The sequence below is a fragment of the Rhizobium sp. CFBP 8762 genome (genome assembly GCF_014841565.1).
Lineage (GTDB): Bacteria > Pseudomonadota > Alphaproteobacteria > Rhizobiales > Rhizobiaceae > CFBP-8762.
Genome location: NZ_JACYUD010000002.1, coordinates 666,262 through 683,444 on the forward strand (window position 1 = coordinate 666,262; position 17,183 = coordinate 683,444).

Consider the following 17,183-nt stretch of genomic DNA (forward strand, 5'->3'; position numbering starts at 1 on the left):
ATTTTCCGGACGACCAGTCCGCCCCGTACACACACATTCATAAGTTAAAGGGAGGTTATCAATGAATATCCATGGTCTGCTACTCGGATCTGCAGCGGTACTTGCAACGGTGTCACACACGAATGCGGCCGATGCCATCGTGGCTGCAGGGCCTGAGCCACTCGAATATGTGCGCGTTTGCGATGCGTTTGGGACCGGTTACTTCTATATTCCCGGCACAGAAACATGCCTGAAGTTCGGCGGTTATGTGCGCACGGATTTCAGAGGCGGCGATCCCAGTGCACTGATTGCCCGTCAACACGTATTGAGCAGGAACGGTTCCCGGATTCTTGATGGTGGTGCCGACGTGCGCTCCCGGTTTACGCTCAACCTCTCCACCGCGTCCGATACGGAATTTGGCGCACTGAAAACCTACGCCGAAGCGCGTTTTAACGTCGATGACGCACGGATCGACAATAACGACAAGCTTGTGCTGTCGTTTGGTTACATCGATCTCGGTGGTTTGCGCGTCGGGCTTGCAGAGTCGGCGTTCTCGACATTTGTGGGCTTTACCGGAACTGTTATTGCCGATGCCATTATTCCAGCCGGTCCGGCCCGCACGACGCTTTTGTCCTACTCGTTCGATGATGGGAATGGGTTCAGTGGTATTGTGTCGCTTGAGGATGATGAAAATACCAACGTCACGACATACACGTTCAACGCTGATGGTTCGCTGGCCGGCACGCGGGTGGAAACGCGCAACAACTACGCTCCAAACCTGGCTGCGGGCGTAGGGTATACGTCAGGCGGTTTCGGGCTTAAACTCGTTGGCGGCTACGATGGCGAAGCCAGTGAGGGCGCTGTCAAAGCGCGTCTGGATGCAACAGTCGGCTCGGTCACCGGCTTCCTGATGGCGGGTTTGAGTACGGATGGCAATCGGGTTGCCCAGTATACCGAGGCAAATCGTGCTGCCGGTCGTCGATCTGTTCTGGGGTCGAACTACTACGCATTGTGGGCTGGAGACTGGGGCCTCTGGGCCGGTTTCAATGTTTCGTTGAGCCCGAAAATCAAACTAAACGCACAGGTTTCCTATGATGAGTCTGCGAATTTTGCATCCGTCGCTAATGTCAATTTCACGGTCGTTCCGGGTTTCGTCATCACGCCGGAAATTGCCTATGCGAAGATCGATGACAGAGGACTTCCCGCCGGTGCAAAAGACGATCTGGTGGCTGGCCGCATCCGGTTCCAGCGGTCTTTCTAGAGTAGGGACGCGGGCGGCTTCATCTTATCCGGCAACGCTGCTCATATCAGCGTTGCGATAATGGAAATAGCAAGGGTAGCGGGCTGGACCATGGAGGTCCGCTACCGCAGGATATTTGTGTGCGGTATTTCTCGCGCTAGAGAACATTGGCCGACAGTGATTGAGGTCGTTTCGCACATTTCTCAAGTCTCACAGGGCGTAGAAGGCAGGAAAAGCCTGATTCTCACTCCGTTCCGGCAAATGACCATGGTCGCGGTTGCTACAGGCATGTGCTGGCGGTGTTGACAGTATCTGTACCATCCACCCTCCGGCACATGCCCTATAGTACATCTGTTTACTTCGGTTGGGTCGATTGGGGCAGCGCGAAGGCGATGATATAGTCGCCCCGGATTGACGTCGATCGATTGCCTCCGGCACTGATGACCACGTATTGCCGTCCGGTTTTCGGTGAAATGTACGTCATTGGCGTCGTCTCTCCTCCCACCGGCAATCGTCCCTTCCACAGCTCGCGGCCTGTGCGCACGTCAAGCGCGCGAATATAATAGTCCTGAGTGCCTGCCATGAAGATGATGCCCGACGCTGTTGTGACGGGTCCTCCAAGCGTAGGCAGCCCGATTGGTATCGGCAGTTTCAAAGGGATTCCCAGTGGGCCCGTGTCTTCCACCGTACCAAGCGGCATCGACCACACGATCTGTTTCGTTGCAAGATCGATTGCCGTTATCGTGCCGTAAGGCGGCAGCTGGCAGGGTATATCGATTGGCGATAAGAAACGGTGTTGCTGAATACCCCATGGTGTACCAGCCTGAGGCGCATTGCCTCCATGGAGTTCGCCGTTCGATACAGCGGCGTCGTATTCTGTCCGGGGTATCAGGCGATTGACGATCCCGATCCGAATATCGTTGACGATCAGATATCCCAGATTTTCGGCAACCGAGGACGAGCCCCAGTTCATACCGCCAGACCAACCGGGGTAGATCAATGTCGGTTTCTCACTCAGCGGCGTAAATTCCCCTTCGTAGCGGTAGCGACGAAAGTTGATACGGCACACGAGCTGGTCAAGCAGGGTCGCACCCCACATCCGGGACTCACTCAACGGTTCCGTGCCTATGGACGGCATGCCGACAGAATACGGTTGCGTCGGCGCTGTGCGGTCATCTGCCACCCCGCCCTGAGGCACGGGCCGCTCCTCAACATCGGCAATCGGTTTGCCGTCGCGTCTGTCGAGCAGGAAAATCTGTCCGCGCTTTGTTGTCTGGATCAGCGCGGGTACCGTTCCACCCTTTCCATCGGGAACATCGTAGAGCGCGGGTTGCGAGGCAATATCATAATCCCAGATATCGTGATGAACTGTCTGGAAGCGCCAACGTTCGCGCCCGGTGCCAATGTCGAGTGCAACAACCGCGGACGCGTATTTTTCCGCAGCCTCAGTCCGGTGACCGCCCCAGAAATCAGGCGTTGCATTTCCCGTCGGCAGGTAAATCAGGCCAAGACTGTCGTCGAAAGCAGGTGTGGACCAGACATTTGGCGTCCCGCGCGAGTAACTTTGGCCCTCAGGAGGAAGGCCGGTCATGGCTGGATTGCCGAGATCCCAAGCCCAAACCAGTTCGCCCGTTGTTACGCTGAAAGCGCGCACAACGCCGGAGGGTTCATTCACCTCCATATTGTCATAGACCCAACCGCCGACAATCACCACGTCACGCGCGACCGTAGGTGCAGACGTCTGGAAGTAATAGCCAGGCTTGACCTCACCCATGCCGGTGCGAAGATCGACAATGCCAGCGTTACCAAAGTCGGGGCAAGGCGCGCCATTTTCCGCATCCAGAGCAACAAGTCTTGCGTCAACCGTCGTCGTTAGAATGCGTCGGACGCAAAGGCGTGCAGGTGCAGGGCTTGGTTGGGCTTGCGCAATGCCGCTTGTAGCATCGTGATAGCTTACGCCCCGGCACCGGGGATAGATCTTCCCTTGCGCCTTGGGATCAAACCGCCAAAGCTGCTTGCCGGTATCGGCATCCAACGCAAATGTAACGTTTGATTGCGTGCATCCATACAGGACCCCATCAACATGGAGCGGCGTTACAACGTGCGCCTCGCCGCCAGCAGGCACCTCGCCCGTTCTGTATGTCCATGCTGTTTTAAGGCTGGCCACATTTTCAAGGTTGATCTGATCGAACGGCGCAAACCGTGTTCCGGACGGCGTCCGTCCATACTGACTCCAGTTGGCCCCTGTAATTGTACCAACTGCCTTGCCGGGGACCGGCGAAGGACTATTATCCGCAATTGCAAGCGGGATAGGCTGGAACGCAGCATAGCCGGTTGCCACAATTGCCAGACCAATTACACCCGCCAGACCGTAGCTGACTTTTAACTGCGCTGCACGAACCCGAGGACGAAATGCCGGCAGTGACAACAAGACCGGCAAAGCCAGCACCGCAGGCGCCAGAAGGCGGGAAACGAGAGGCCAGAATGCCAATCCCACCTCCCACACGGCCCAGCCGCATGTGGCAGCGAACACAATAACGTATAGCGCCACGCCAGCCGAGCGGCGCATGGCAAGAAGGACACCGGCGACCGAGAGACCCAGACCGGCGGGCGCAAAATACCACGAGCCGCCAAGTACAATGAGATAGCCTCCCCCACCCAACATAAACAACCCGGTTGCAAGGATGATGCAACCAAGGCAAACAAGCAGGATCTGCCCGATGCCAGCCAAATTTCTTGGAACCAAGTTTTAGTCTCCCTTAACTGCTTTAACGGTCTGTGCACTGCGCGGTTCAACCAACATGCGGATCGGCGTTATAGTTGAACGAGTTAATTTTTTACTGTGACACTACGGTTTGTACTTTTCGCATCACCCAAATTTCTCACGACGTGGGAACGGCTTCCCCTCGTGTTGAATGCTTTTTGAATGGCTACTCAGTTTTCGCGCTAAAATTAAATTAGCATAAGCTACTCGCCTTTCAAGCGAATATTTATTGTGTTATAAAATTTCGCTGGATATAGCCCGGGCCTCGGCTTAATGGGTCATGAAATTCCTTCACGGAGGACTTTCGCGGTCGCCAGCTTTCAGGATCGCTCAACACGTTTTATCGTCGGTAACAGACGTGGTCGTAAGCGGGGCCGCTGATGGTAACGCACAGGCTGATGGCAGCATTTGCATCTGCACATCGTATCGCGGTGAGGAACACAACGAATGTCCAAATTGCTCTCTGACAATCCAGGATCAGCCGGAATATCGAAGGGGCTTACCCTGCTGTTTGCAATCTCCGGCGGAGTTGCTGTCGGCAATCTGTATTGGGCACAGCCGCTGCTGTCAGATATTGCCGGCTCGTTTCATGTCTCTGTCGGCGCAGCCGGAAGCCTGATCACGGTGACGCAGATCGGCTATGCTCTAGGCATTCTGCTGATCGTTCCGCTTGGAGACACGATGAACAGGAAACGCCTGATCCCGCTCATTATGATGTGTTCCGCACTCGCGCTTGTGGCGTGCGCTCTGGCACCCGGTTTTGCCACGCTGCTCATGGCACTGACGGCCGTCGGTCTCACAACCGTTGCTGGCCAGTTGCTGACGCCCTTTGCCGGTGACCTGGCCTTGCCCGATCAGCGGGGCCGCGTGGTTGGAACAATCGTTTCCGGGCTTATCACCGGTATACTTCTATCGCGTACGATCAGCGGTTTTCTCGCCCATGCCATGGGCTGGCGTGCGATATATAGCGTGGCAGCGTTTGTGATTGTGGTTCTTGCTGTTTTTCTTGCACGGGCTCTGCCATCCGAAAAGCCGAAACCGGCAGTTTCTTACGGACAGCTTCTTCTATCCATTTATACGGTTGTGCGTGGGCATCGCAGCGTGCAGGTAACGCTGATAATCGGCGCAAGTGTCTTTGGCGCATTCACGCTGTTCTGGACTGGCCTCACCTTCCTTCTGAGCTCACCGCCGTTCACCTATACGGTCCAGCAGATTGGTCTGGTTGGGCTTGTTGGTCTTGCGGGCGCGCTCGCGGCACGCAATGCAGGCCTGCTCCATGATCGGGGCATGTCAGTTCAAGGAACGGGTGCAGCACTCGCTTTGGCGCTGGTTTCGCTCGTGATCGCGCTCTACGGTTCAACCCATATCATTCCCGTTCTGATCGCAGTTCTTCTGCTGGATGTGGCCGTCCAAGCCACAAATGTTCTCAATCAGTCAAGGTTGCTGTCTCTCGATCCGGCTGCCCGAAGCCGTTTAAACACCGCTTTTGTCGCCTGCAATTTTGTTGGCGGTGCGATTGGCTCAATGCTGGCAGGTGTCCTGTGGCAGCATGGCGGTTGGGTGGCACTGGTGGCTGGGGGAGCCGTGTTGATCGTGCTGGCGCTTGTGGTGTGGGCGACCCAACGCAAGTCACTTGTGGTTCAATGATGAGTAAAGCCTCGTTCGCGGATGACAGCGTGCGATGGAAACGGTATGCCGTGCTGTAAATCATCACCCCGTTCCCGTCGGCTCGACCGAAATTCGATAGCGTGTTGTGAAGAGCCGATGCGGCTGAAAGGCGATGCTTGTTGGCACACCGGCTGTTGATATCGGATTTTCGCTGGTCGAAGCGACGGATCCCAGATCGAAAGCCGAAGCCACCGGTTCCATCCCCAGTGCCACATGCCGCCCGTTCCACGGATAGTCCGTGCGCCCACGGTTGCTGTACCACAGCAAAAGACTGGGAAAATGCTCCTTTTGCCACGACAGCCTTACACGAAACGCTTCGTCAACATAGTGAAGCGACGCGTGTCCGTCACTGCCAGCCAATTGCAACAGGTCCTCGGTTTCCGATGCCAGCGGCACCTGCGTTGCATCAACGAAGGTTCCACGTCGCGTCTCGATATGGCCAAGCGAAGACCAGCTTTGGTTCTGCGCAAACAGGGCTTTGCCCGGTTCAACGTCACCGGGAAAACTGTAGACGCGGCGATAGTTACCGGGCTCAATGCGCACAGCGCCGGGCCTTGAAGGCAAACGGAGGGTCGGATGCAGGCCGATGGGCAGACGGCAGGCGTGGCGTGCCTGAATGTCCAGTGTGATATCCAGTGCGGCGGTCTTGGGATCGGGAACGATCGTTCGTCGAAGAGACTGTATCGCATGATGCTCGGGGTACTGGCAGGTCAGGGTGATGTGATCGTTGTCGCAACGGCCCCAATCCCAATGGACATGGGAACTGTGGCCATGGGGCGGCTCGAGGTCTTCATGACGAGCACCCGGTCTTGCCCACCCCTCAGGGAGATTGCACGCCGTGGCGCTGCCAAACGGCACGCACGGCCATTCGCCGCGCAAGTCCTGCAGCATCGCGGGCAAGGTTTCCCGTTTCCGGTCATCCCCCCATGGCGCAACGTGAAGCGGACTGACCGAGCGACCATTCGCAAGATGAAACGTGACGGGACCCAGCATGCCGCCAAGCGATTGCACCGAAAGGCTGCCATGCGCCCAGGCCAGCGTCTTGCGGGTCGTGGCGAGCGTCACGTCACGAGACCTCCGTAGCGGTGGGCTGGGAGTGTCGGGTCGACAACCACGAGATCGGACCTTTCTTACTGCGGAGCAAGGCTGATTGGCTGCGAACGCGACGGCCCGAGCGCCTCCGCATTCTGCACCAGTGCCCGCATATACCCAAGTGCAAAAGCCTTGCCTGCATGCCAGGACGCTCCGCAGGTCATGGCGGGTGTATGGTCCGGGACCATCACACCCTGATAGTTCTCATCGCGCAAAATGCGAACAATCTCGGCCATGTCGATATCACCCTCGTCCACGAACGTCTCCACATAATGCGGCATCCGACCCCGCACATTGCGGAAGTGGATATAACCGACGCGACCGGAACGGGCGAAACGACGAACATGATCATAGATGTCGCCACCCGGCATTTCCTGTAGTGACCCCAGGCAGAGTTCCAGCCCGTTGGACGGAGAGTCGACGATATCCATCAGCCGGTCGTATTTTTCAACGCGATTGACCAGTCGCGCCGTGCCACGCAGCTCTTCGGCTGGCGGATCATCCGGGTGCGCGCCGAGCACGACACCGGCCTCTTCGGCAACCGGCACAATGTCTTGCAGAAAGCGGGTCAGGCGGTCCCACAAATCCGTCGGGCTGACAGAAATGGCGGCTGCACCCGCGACCGGAGGACGGTAGCGCATATTCCAGACCATACCATCGGGTATGGGTGCGTCAGGATCGGGGGCTGTACTTCCGGGAACGCCAAAACCCACAGATTCCGCGCCACCACGCGCATAGGGCCCACGCGTCCAGCCATAGACCCCGGCGAGTGAAAAATTATAGCCGATGCAGGGAATGCCCGCGCGCCCTGCGTCGCGGATCAATTGTTTCAGCCCTTCCATTTGAGAAGCTCGCTCCGGCCCATCCAGAAGAATATCGGACCAGAATTTCGGCGAGAAATTCTCGATGGCCGCCACGTCAAGTCCTGACGCACGGACATCTGCAACCAACCCTGACAGTTCCTCGAAAGACCAGAGGCGGTCGCCCGAACAATCACCCCAACCACCGGCGTCTCCGCTATCGATCTTGGGGTCTTTTCCAGCAAAATAATTCGTGAGATGCGCCACAACATGGGTTGCGCCCGCCTGCACGGCAAATTGATAATTGTCGGGGTTCAGTTGCTCCCGGTAGAGCCCAAGGCCAATTTTCATGCTCTTGCTTCCTGTTTATTAGCTGACACCAATGCCTGCCGTCAGTCCGCCATCGATGCGAAAATCAGAGCCGGTGATAAAACTCGCGCGATCGGACACAAGGTAGGCAACAAGGTCGGCCACCTCTTCCGGTTCGCCAATGCGGCCAATGGGGTGGGCTGCACCAAACCGGGCGAAGGCGTCTTCCTCGCTCACGCCCTCACCGCCATAGGTGCGCGCTGCAAGCGAAAGCAGCGGGGTGCGCACCGAGCCGGGGCTGATAGAATTCACGCGGATACCCGCAGCCGCATGATCAAGCGCCATGGCACGTGTCAGAGCATGGATCGCGCCCTTGGAGGCAACATAGGCAGCCACATTCCGTTGGCAGGCATGCCCCTGCACGGACGAGATGTTGACGATTGCGCCGCCACCGCGCTTGGCCAGTTCGGGAATGCCGAACCGCCCGGTGAGGTAGATCGAACCCACATTGACGGTCAGGCAACGGCTCCATGTCTCGACGCTGGTGTCAAGGACGGTTCCGAAGGGGTGGACGGCTGCGGCGTTGACGATGATGTCCAGACCGCCATAGCGCGACACCACATTGCCCACTGCTGCCTCAACCTCCGCCTCGACCGAGACGTCTACCATCCGGGCTGACATGGACAAACCGCGTGCTCTGGCAATGCCGTCCAGCACAGCGTTGGCGGACGCATCGTTGCCGCACGCCAGCACCGTTGCTCCCCGCGTGGCAAGACCTATGGCCGAGGCAAGACCAATTCCGGAGGTGCCGGTGACGAGCGCAATTTTTCCTGCAAATTCCGTCATGTTGCTATCCACACTTTCAGCGTACGCGGTCCAGAACCTGATTGAGAAGCACAGCACCCAGAATGATTCCGCCGCGCACCACGTATTGCCAGTACTCACTGACATTCATCAGCGTCATGCCGTTGGAGATGCAGCCGAGGAACAAAACACCAATCAGGGTGCCCCAGATGCGGCCCTTGCCCCCGAACAACGATGTGCCCCCAATGATGACAGCGGCGATCACGTCCAGCTCCATGCCGGTTGCAGTCGTGCCTGTCCCCGCCCCGATCTGAGAAGCGATCAGTGTGCCGGAGACGGCAGTCAAAGCGCCGGTCAGCCCCAGTGTCCATGCCTTTATCCGCCAGATGTCGATGCCCGACAGCCGCGCAGCCTCCATATTGCCCCCGACAGCGTACACTTCCCGCCCGAAACTCGTGTATTTCATGAGAATATGCATGCCGACGAAAGTGAGCGCGAAGATGTAGACGGGAAACGGGATGCCGAAGAGATAACCACCGCCGAGAAAATCAAAGCCCGATGGAAAAGACGACAGGGGAAAGCCGCCGGTTATCAGATTGGCAAAGCCGCGCAGCGCAGCAAACAGTGCCAGTGTGGTGATAAACGTTGGCACGTTGAACCATTGGCGAAAACGACCGGTGAGATAGCCAAGCGTAAAGCCGAGCAGCAGCGCGGCTGCAAAGCCAACGATGACCGCGCCCCACTCCCCGAACACGCCGGAAAACTGATCACCGAACCACGCAACAATACAGCCGGCCAAGGCTGCACCGGCCCCGACCGACAGATCGATTTCACCGCAGACAATGACGGCAGTCATGCCAAAGGCGATGATGCCCAGCATGGCGACCGTTCTCAACACATTGAGAATGTTGCCGGTAGAGGCAAAGCCCGGTGCTACGGCAATCAGAAAAATGACGAGCAGCGTGAGGATGATTTCCATCGTGTAGGTCTTGAGTAGGCGAAGCGGCACGTTGTGTCGGCGCGACGGCGCAGTGTGGCTCACGAGGCTCATTGCCGGGCTCCTTCCATGCAGATGCTATAGAGTTCGGTCAAATTGGTTCGGGTCGGATCAACTTCAGCGACCACGGCACCGAGATGCATGACAAGGACACGGTCCGCCACTTCCAGAACCTCTTCCAGTTCGGTGGATACAAACAGACTGGCAAGGCCGTCTGCTGCCTTCTGCCAGATGATTTCGAAGATCTGGCGCTTGGCCTGCACATCGACGCCGCGGCTTGGCTCATCGAAGAACATGACGGAGGGATGCCGGTTCATCCATTTGCCGATCACCACCTTCTGCTGGTTGCCGCCGGAGAGCGAGGAGACCGGCATGTCCGGATCGCCGCACTTGATGTGCAGGTCTGTGATCTGGCGGCCAATGAAAGGGCGCTCCCGGCGGCGCGACACAAAACCGCTGACGGAGATTGCGCCGAGGCTCGCCATGCAGAGATTATCGGCTGTAGACAGGGACTGGACGAGTCCGACTTCCTTGCGGTTTTCCGGTGTGTAGCCCAGCCCCGCCTTGCGCATATCGCGCGGGCTTTTACCGGTCATCACCACGCCATCAAGCCGGACAGTGCCCGAATGGATCGGGTCCGCGCCGAAGATCGCCCGCATCAATTCCGTTCTTCCCGCGCCCAGAAGTCCGGCTATGCCCAGGATTTCGCCCGGATACAGATCGAATGACACATCGTGAAAATGACCGGACCGGGTGAGATTGCGCACCTCCAGCACCGGCTTTGTCGTTCGATCCGTAGTGCGACGGGGCGGGCGGGTGGCATGCGCTGCGTCGCCGAACATCATATCCACGATGGCCGTGGGCGTCGTCGTCGCCATCTCGACCGAGCCAATGTAAAGTCCGTCCCGGATCACCGTGCAGGTATCGGCGATTTCAAACAGCTCGCTCATGCGGTGGGTGATGTAAATAATTGTGACACCGCGCGCGCGCAACCGATGGACCAGCGCGAACAGCTGATTGACCTCACGGGTTGCCAGTGCCGACGTGGGCTCGTCCAGCAGCAGGATCGAGGGATTGAAGGACATGGCCTTGACGATTTCCACCACCTGCTGCTGGCCAAGGCTCAAGGCCGACACGGGCTGGCGTGAATCCATATCCAGACCCATGCTGGAAAGCAGTTCGCCAGCGCGGGTATGCAAGCCAGCCCAGTCGACAACGCTGAATCCAGCCTTGTGACGGTGGGGCAAGCGCCCCAGAAAAATGTTTTCCCCAACCGACAGCTCGGGAACGAGCGATAGCTCCTGATGCACGGTGACGATGCCTGCGGCGAACGCGTCGTGCGGCGAGGCAAAATGGCGCTCCTCGCCGTTGATGGTGATCGTACCGGAGGTCGGCCCGGTCACCCCGGCAAGCAATTTGACAAGGGTAGACTTGCCGGAACCGTTCTTGCCCATAAGGGCATGGACGCGGCCGGGCGTGAAGCTGTGGGTAAACTCGGAGAGAGCGACCGTCGGGCCGTAACGCTTGGTTACACCACGAAAATCCAGCCGTCCCTGCGTTCCCTGCTCCGAAGTGGTGCGGTGCGAAAGGGTCATGCGGTTTTCCTGCTGAGCATGGCAAAGATTGGCGGGCGTGACGCCCGCCAATCTCCGTTACTTCATGGCCTTCAAGCCTTCCTTGAAGGCGTTGACACCGTCAGCGTTCGCACGCGTCAACGGCAGCACGGGGACATTGACCTTGGGTTCGACGGTCTTGCCCGCAATCAGATTTTGTGCGGCCTCGACAGCCTGACGCCCCACTTCCAGCGGCTGCTGCGCTGTGGTTGCCTGCAGCACGTTATCAGCGTTCAGCAGCATATTGGCGAGCTGCTCGGACCCATCCGTGCCGAACACGAACACCTTGCCTTCCAGCCCGGCTTTCTTGACCGCCTGCACGGCACCGATCGTACCACCTTCATTGGCGGCGTAGATAACGCGGATATCGGGATTGGCCGTGAGCATGTCGCTGGCGACCGCGAGCGCCTTTTCCGCCAGCCACGCATCCTGTTGCGCCTTGATATCGATCTGATCCGAAACAACGCTCAGGAAGCCATCCACGCGGGCGTTTGACTGCTCCGGAAGCAGCGCCTTGAACGCCAGCATACCCACTTTAACCTTGCCGCCACCGTCAAGCGTTTTCATAAATTCGGCGGCAGCCTTGCCGGTGCTGATACCAATATCACGGTCCGAACTCATGACCGCTGCCTGCGCGACATCGCTGTTGACCGAGGTGCCGTAGGTCACGACGGAAATCCCGGCATCGCGCGCCTTTTTGAGCGCCGGGATGGAGGCGTCTGCCGACAGGGGCGCCATGACGATTGCGTTGACACCCCGCGCGATGTAGGTGTCGATCAACTGCGCCTCTTTCTCCAGCTTGCTATCGCTGTTGCCGGCAAGCAACTCGTCGCCAGCCGCTTCGGCGGCCTTTTCCATGCCGATCTGAATACCGCGGAAATACTGGTCCTGCTGGAAGACAATACCGGCGATGGCCTTGCCTTCGGCGAGCGCATTCTGCGGGACAAAGCTTGTGGTCGCCAGCAGAGCGGCGAGTATCAGAAAATTGCGTTTGGTCGTAATCATGTGTGGTTCTCCTCCAGGGTGCCCTCCTCAGTCTGCCGATCCCATGGGCGACGGGATGCGGCAATAATCGTTCCGCGCCGTCCTCTTCGGCGCGGTTTGGTCTCATCCCACCGTTGTCACGGCTGCTTTGCCGTCTCCTCCTCGACAAAGCGGAGACCAAATTCCAGATGATCGCTCATCAGATACTCGTAGGCGATGCGGTCGCGCGCGCGCAGTGCGCGGATGATCTTGGCATGGGCTTCGAAGGTTACCGCATGCACGGGACGTTGCGCCTTACCAAGACGCATGACCTCTTCGATGACCGAGCGCAGCATGTTGTAGGCGGCGAGCGTGGTGCGGTTGCCTGATAACTCGACAATGGCGGCATGAAACGCGTAATCGCAGCGCGCCGCCTCCTCAATGCTCTCCGCCCTCAGCATTCTTTCGTTGATCAGATCCAACCGGTCAAAATCAGCTGCCTCGGCAGTCAGGATGATGTGTTCGCCCACGCCGGTTTCCAAAATCCGGCGGAAGCCCTGCAAGTCCCGGAACGAGTCCGGCGAGATGCCATTGTGAAACGCAAACAGCTTGCGCAGCGCTTCGCCATGCCCCCCGCTGATGACCGCGCCGACCTTTGGTCTCGTCTCTACCATGCCGTAAGCACGCAGCACCTGCAGCGCCTCCCGCACCGTGTTGCGCCCCGCCTGAAACTGTTCGCCAAGGTCACGCTCGGTCGGCAGCGCATCGCCAATTCCCAGCCCGCTGGCCGAAATCATATCGCGTATCTGCTCTACCAGACGGTCCACCGCCGAGGTCTTACCTTTCCCAGAGACCTCCAATGGTAAGCCATCATCACTCTGAACCGACATGCTGAATTTTACCCCGCTTCCATTTAGTATTTGTTGGACCAATTCTATACCTTCGTCAATCAGTTTCGAAGATTGTTCATGAAAATAGGCATGTCAGGTTATAAACCCGTTTCGTGGCCCCATAATAAAGGTTGTTTTAGTAGCATGTCCGCGAATGTGGGCGTAGCAACCCGCTGCGTCGACGATGTGCGACGCCTATCAACGTGAATGCTCATAATGCTCTGCCGGTCACCGACAGGTTGTTTGCCGTAATCGATCAGGCAACCAACAGGCCGACACCCGCATTTTGTTGAAAACACAACGGATTACCGTCTTAGGCTGGCAGCAACCCAGTGGAACTGACCTTGCTGGGACAGTTCACTTGCGACAAAAGCCAGCTTGATAACTTACTCAACCGGTCTTCAAGGAAGACGATCTCGAAAGCTGCACCTGTTGGAATGGCCAGACGTTTCTAAAGTTGCGAGCATATCGCCTATCAGAACTTTCCGGACCCAGCACTCAATCCCGATGAGTGGCGCTCAAAGTATTATGACCGCAATCTTGGGCGTCTCCAGCAAGCGAAATATCAGTTTGATCGCTATGATGTGTTTTCTCACCCTCAGTCCATCATCTAAGCCGATGATCGAGGCTGGTTCAAAAGGTTGTAAGATCGGATCACCTGACTATCGTCTGCAGCGCCTTCACCCCTGCCGCTGGTTGCCAGAAACATCTGGTAGGCAGCCGCGGCAAGAGGCAGGGCCGCCTTGGCTTCGCGACCCGCGTCCAGCACCAGGCCCAGATCTTTCACGAAAATGTCGACAGCGCTTGACACAGCAGGATCCTCCTCCAACATGCGTGGCCCCCTGTCCTTTAGCATCCAGCTTGCAGCGGATGATCCGGCAAGAATCTCCAAAATAATCTTGGGATCGACACCAACTTTTTTCGCAAGCGCAAAGCCTTCGGCAGCCACAGCAATATGAACGCCACACAGCAGCTGGTTGACGACTTTGACCGTAGCGCCCTGCCCCGCCTCGGTTCCCACATGAAACAATTTGTCGCCGAGTGCGCGGAATACAGGGGAAAGCCGCTGGAAGCTTTCGTCCGACGCACCAACGATAATTGTCAGCGTTGCCGCCTCGGCACCTGCAACTCCACCCGAAACCGGAGCATCCACAAAGGATCGTCCGGTTCGTTCCACGCGGTCTGCCATGGATTTTACTGCTCCCGGAGGGCAGGTTGCCATCAGCACGACGGTGCCGTTGGGAGCAAGCACATCCAGCACACCATCGCTGAACAGCACGTCCTGCGCCTGCGCCGCATTGACGACCATGAGAATAACCACGTCGGCATTGGCAGCGGCCTCGGCTGCACTCAGACCCGGCCTTCCGCCATGCGCTGCAAAAACGCTAAGAGCTTTCGGGTTGGCATCGTACCCATGAATCTGAAAACCGGCTGACATCAGATTGCGCGCCATGGGTATACCCATGGAACCAAGCCCTATAAAAGCAATAGTCATGTTCAATTCCTCGAATAAAGCGATGCGCCATTCGGGGATTGTCGTTGTTTCAGGCTGCAACAAAGCCGTTCATGGCTCTTCAACGGTCCGCTGTGGGCTTCGGACCGCCACCTCCCCGTACACGACGCTCCTCCGCCCCGATAAACTTCGTCCCCACCAGTCGAAGCGTAGGAGAGTATCCACTGGGCTTCAAACGAATTCCTGTCAGCGATTATTGAATTCAGTTTGCCCAAATGCCAACATCGCACCTCACAATTCATCTGTCGAACCGATGGGAGCCGCGTGAATGAGAAAAATTCCGTCCCTGAAAGCACTCCAGGCATTTGAGGCAGCGGCCCGGCGTGGGTCTTTCGCTGCTGCCGCCGACGAACTGCACGTAACGGCCAGTGCTATCAGTCACCAGATCCGGTTTCTGGAACAGGAGGTCGGTGTCAGCCTGTTTCACCGCAACACCCGAACGATTGCTCTGACGGATGTGGGGGAGAATTTTTTCCAGAGTATTTCCGAAGCCTTCATTACAATCGAAGCGGCCACCCGTGACATCGAACGGCATGGCAAGTCCGATATTTTGACCGTTCATGCAGTTCCCAGCTTTGCGGCCCAGTGGCTCATGCCACGTTTGGCTCGCTTTAGCGCGCAGCACAGCAGTATCGACGTTCGCCTTTATGCCTCAGCCGATCCGGTTGATCTGAATGCCGGCCTTGTTGATGTAGACATCCGCTATGGCAGTGTGTTGCCAATCCGTGGTGTCGTTACCCTGCCATTGCCGGAAGAGGCCATCATGCCCTTTTGTTCGCCTGACTTTATTGCCCGGACACCGCATCACTTGCGACAGCCGAGCGATCTATGTCAGTGCACACTGATCCACTCGGAAGTGAACTTGTTGAGTTGGCGCGGCTGGGCAAAGAGGCATGATAATGTCCCACTGGATTTTGACAGGGGACCACGTTTCGACCGGTCCTTCATGGCCATCAGCGCTGCGGTCGATGGTCTTGGCGTTTGTCTGGAGAGCCATCTTCTGGTTGAACGGGAGCTTCAAACCGGTCGCCTTGTTCCGCTGTTTGAAGACAAGCGCAGCATGGTCGCATGCCACAGCCTGTCCACGCTGAAGGCCAAGCAGAACGTTCCAAAAATCAAGGCGTTCGAAAAATGGATTTTGAATGAGCTCGCTCGCTCACAGTACAAGCAGTTTGCCGAGGGCAAGGCGGGCTTGCCTCCTTTGGCATGAAATCATTTCATGAATAGCGTTTCATTTCGCGTTTGACCTAATGGAGGGTCCAAACAAATAGTAGTGACAGAGGGCCAGTTGGAGGAAACGCTGACCCTTTGGCAGAGCACGCTGCAACCGGACATGTCCGGCTTGATGTCCGTGAGGGAGGAACTTCGCATGTTGTCAGTCCGCAAGGATACCAGGCACTGTTGTGTGCTGGACGCTGTCTTGTAACAGCATGAAGGGCACCATTTCTTTTTCGCCACGCTAGCAATGGACGACCGCGCCGGGAGGAGACCGGGCGTGATCGCTTCCGTTCAACACCATCGCCACAGGGAGGCATTCAACAATGACTATGACGCTCAACAGACGCGGCTTTTTGGCTGGAACAACGGCCCTTCTCGCAGCCCCTGCAATCCTGTGTCTGCCGCGCGGTGCGCAGGCCGCCGTTGTCATGACACTTGGGCACAACGCAGCCCCCGGTAATCCGCGTGGCATTGCAGCAGACGAGTTTGCGCGCCTCGTTGCCGAAAAAACGGGCGGTGAGTACTCCGTGCGTGTTGCGGGTGCCGAACAGCTTGGCAACGAACAATCGCTGCTGACCAGCCTGCGCACCGGGGCCATTGATATGACGATCAACAGTCAGGGCTCCTGTGCTGCCCTTGTGCCGGAAATTGCGACCCTCGGCCTGCCCTTCCTGTTCGACACCAGTGACGCTGCTTTCAAGGTTCTCGAAGGGGATACCGGCAAGGCGCTGACGGAGCGGTTTGCGTCGATCAATATGGTTCCGCTCGGCTGGTGGGATAACGGCATTCGCCAGATCACCAATTCAAAACGCCCGATCAACAAGGTTGCCGATCTTGCCGGGCTGACCATCCGCACACCATCAGACCCGATGACAATCGACATTTTCAGAACTCTGGGTGCAAACACCGAGCAAATCAGCTTTGGCGAGCTGTATATCGCGCTCCAGCAAGGCGTTGTCGACGGACAAGAAAATCCGCTCACGAATATCGCCAGCTCCAAGCTTTACGAGGTGAACCCCTTCATTTCCATGTCAGGGCACAAGTGGGAAGTTTCACCTTTTCTGATATCGCAAATTCGCTGGACACGGTTCAACGATACGCAAAAGACTGCCATTCAGGAAGCCGCTGATGCAGCAACCCGGATGCAGCGCGGGCTCATCAAGCAAGCCGAGGCCAAGCATCTGGAAACCTTCAAGGCCAATGCAAACCTGAAGATCAACGAGGTCGACAAGGACGACTTTCGCAAGGCATCCGCACCGGTCGCGGAATTGTGGAAGGCCAAGCCCTTTGGGGAGTTCGTCAGCAACCTTATCGCAGCCACGAAGGCGTGACG

14 protein-coding genes are annotated in these 17,183 nt (G+C 57.5%); 5 read left to right on the plus strand and 9 right to left on the minus strand.

Going from position 1 to position 17,183, the window contains the following annotated elements; all coding sequences use genetic code 11:
• Positions 1-61: 61 nt before the first annotated feature.
• The gene (locus IFT84_RS08230) at positions 62-1,240 is read left to right on the plus strand and encodes a porin (RefSeq protein ID WP_192118171.1); all 1,179 of its coding nucleotides are present in this window, start codon (positions 62-64) and stop codon (positions 1,238-1,240) included.
• Positions 1,241-1,574: 334 nt separating this feature from the next.
• On the opposite strand, the gene IFT84_RS08235 is transcribed toward IFT84_RS08230, so the two are convergent.
• On the minus strand, positions 1,575-3,965 hold the full coding sequence (locus IFT84_RS08235) for a membrane-bound PQQ-dependent dehydrogenase, glucose/quinate/shikimate family (RefSeq protein ID WP_274603591.1): 2,391 nt from the start codon (positions 3,963-3,965) through the stop codon (positions 1,575-1,577).
• Between the two features lie 465 nt (positions 3,966-4,430).
• On the opposite strand from IFT84_RS08235, the gene IFT84_RS08240 reads away from it, so the two are divergent.
• Positions 4,431-5,630 carry an MFS transporter gene (locus IFT84_RS08240; RefSeq protein ID WP_192118174.1) on the plus strand — a complete coding sequence of 400 codons (1,200 nt, stop codon included), beginning with the start codon at positions 4,431-4,433 and terminating at the stop codon, positions 5,628-5,630.
• Positions 5,631-5,693: 63 nt separating this feature from the next.
• On the opposite strand, the gene IFT84_RS08245 is transcribed toward IFT84_RS08240, so the two are convergent.
• The 7 genes from IFT84_RS08245 to IFT84_RS08275 all read right to left on the minus strand — a co-directional run bounded on the left by IFT84_RS08245 (position 5,694) and on the right by IFT84_RS08275 (position 13,119).
• Positions 5,694-6,716 (minus strand): hypothetical protein, encoded by a 1,023-nt coding sequence (locus IFT84_RS08245; protein ID WP_192118176.1) that lies wholly within the window; start codon positions 6,714-6,716, stop codon positions 5,694-5,696.
• A gap of 65 nt (positions 6,717-6,781) precedes the next feature.
• Positions 6,782-7,894, minus strand: coding sequence for a mannonate dehydratase (locus IFT84_RS08250; protein WP_192118178.1), 1,113 nt, complete (start codon positions 7,892-7,894; stop codon positions 6,782-6,784).
• Positions 7,895-7,912: 18 nt separating this feature from the next.
• Positions 7,913-8,698, minus strand: coding sequence for an SDR family NAD(P)-dependent oxidoreductase (locus IFT84_RS08255; protein ID WP_192118180.1), 786 nt, complete (start codon positions 8,696-8,698; stop codon positions 7,913-7,915).
• A gap of 16 nt (positions 8,699-8,714) precedes the next feature.
• On the minus strand, positions 8,715-9,707 hold the full coding sequence (locus IFT84_RS08260; RefSeq protein ID WP_192118182.1) for an ABC transporter permease: 993 nt from the start codon (positions 9,705-9,707) through the stop codon (positions 8,715-8,717).
• Positions 9,704-11,248, minus strand: coding sequence for a sugar ABC transporter ATP-binding protein (locus IFT84_RS08265; protein ID WP_192118184.1), 1,545 nt, complete (start codon positions 11,246-11,248; stop codon positions 9,704-9,706). The genes IFT84_RS08260 and IFT84_RS08265 overlap by 4 nt, the downstream gene beginning before the upstream one ends.
• A 57-nt stretch (positions 11,249-11,305) precedes the next feature.
• Positions 11,306-12,271, minus strand: coding sequence for a substrate-binding domain-containing protein (locus IFT84_RS08270; RefSeq protein WP_192118186.1), 966 nt, complete (start codon positions 12,269-12,271; stop codon positions 11,306-11,308).
• Between the two features lie 116 nt (positions 12,272-12,387).
• Entirely contained in the window at positions 12,388-13,119 is a 732-nt protein-coding gene (locus IFT84_RS08275; RefSeq protein WP_192118188.1) for a FadR/GntR family transcriptional regulator, read from the minus strand.
• 467 nt (positions 13,120-13,586) lie between these two features.
• On the opposite strand from IFT84_RS08275, the gene IFT84_RS21735 reads away from it, so the two are divergent.
• Positions 13,587-13,733 carry a BBE domain-containing protein gene (locus tag IFT84_RS21735; RefSeq protein ID WP_192118369.1) on the plus strand — a complete coding sequence of 49 codons (147 nt, stop codon included), beginning with the start codon at positions 13,587-13,589 and terminating at the stop codon, positions 13,731-13,733.
• Here IFT84_RS21735 and IFT84_RS08285 read toward each other — a convergent pair.
• Positions 13,730-14,614 (minus strand): NAD(P)-dependent oxidoreductase, encoded by an 885-nt coding sequence (locus IFT84_RS08285; protein WP_192118190.1) that lies wholly within the window; start codon positions 14,612-14,614, stop codon positions 13,730-13,732. The genes IFT84_RS21735 and IFT84_RS08285 overlap by 4 nt on opposite strands.
• Positions 14,615-14,900: 286 nt before the next feature.
• Here IFT84_RS08285 and gcvA point away from each other — a divergent pair, with 286 nt between their 5' ends.
• Positions 14,901-15,842, plus strand: coding sequence for a transcriptional regulator GcvA (gcvA, locus tag IFT84_RS08290; protein WP_192118192.1), 942 nt, complete (start codon positions 14,901-14,903; stop codon positions 15,840-15,842).
• 331 nt (positions 15,843-16,173) lie between these two features.
• Positions 16,174-17,181, plus strand: a complete 1,008-nt coding sequence (locus IFT84_RS08295; RefSeq protein ID WP_192118194.1) for a TRAP transporter substrate-binding protein — start codon at positions 16,174-16,176, stop codon at positions 17,179-17,181.
• The last annotated feature ends 2 nt before the right edge of the window (positions 17,182-17,183 follow it).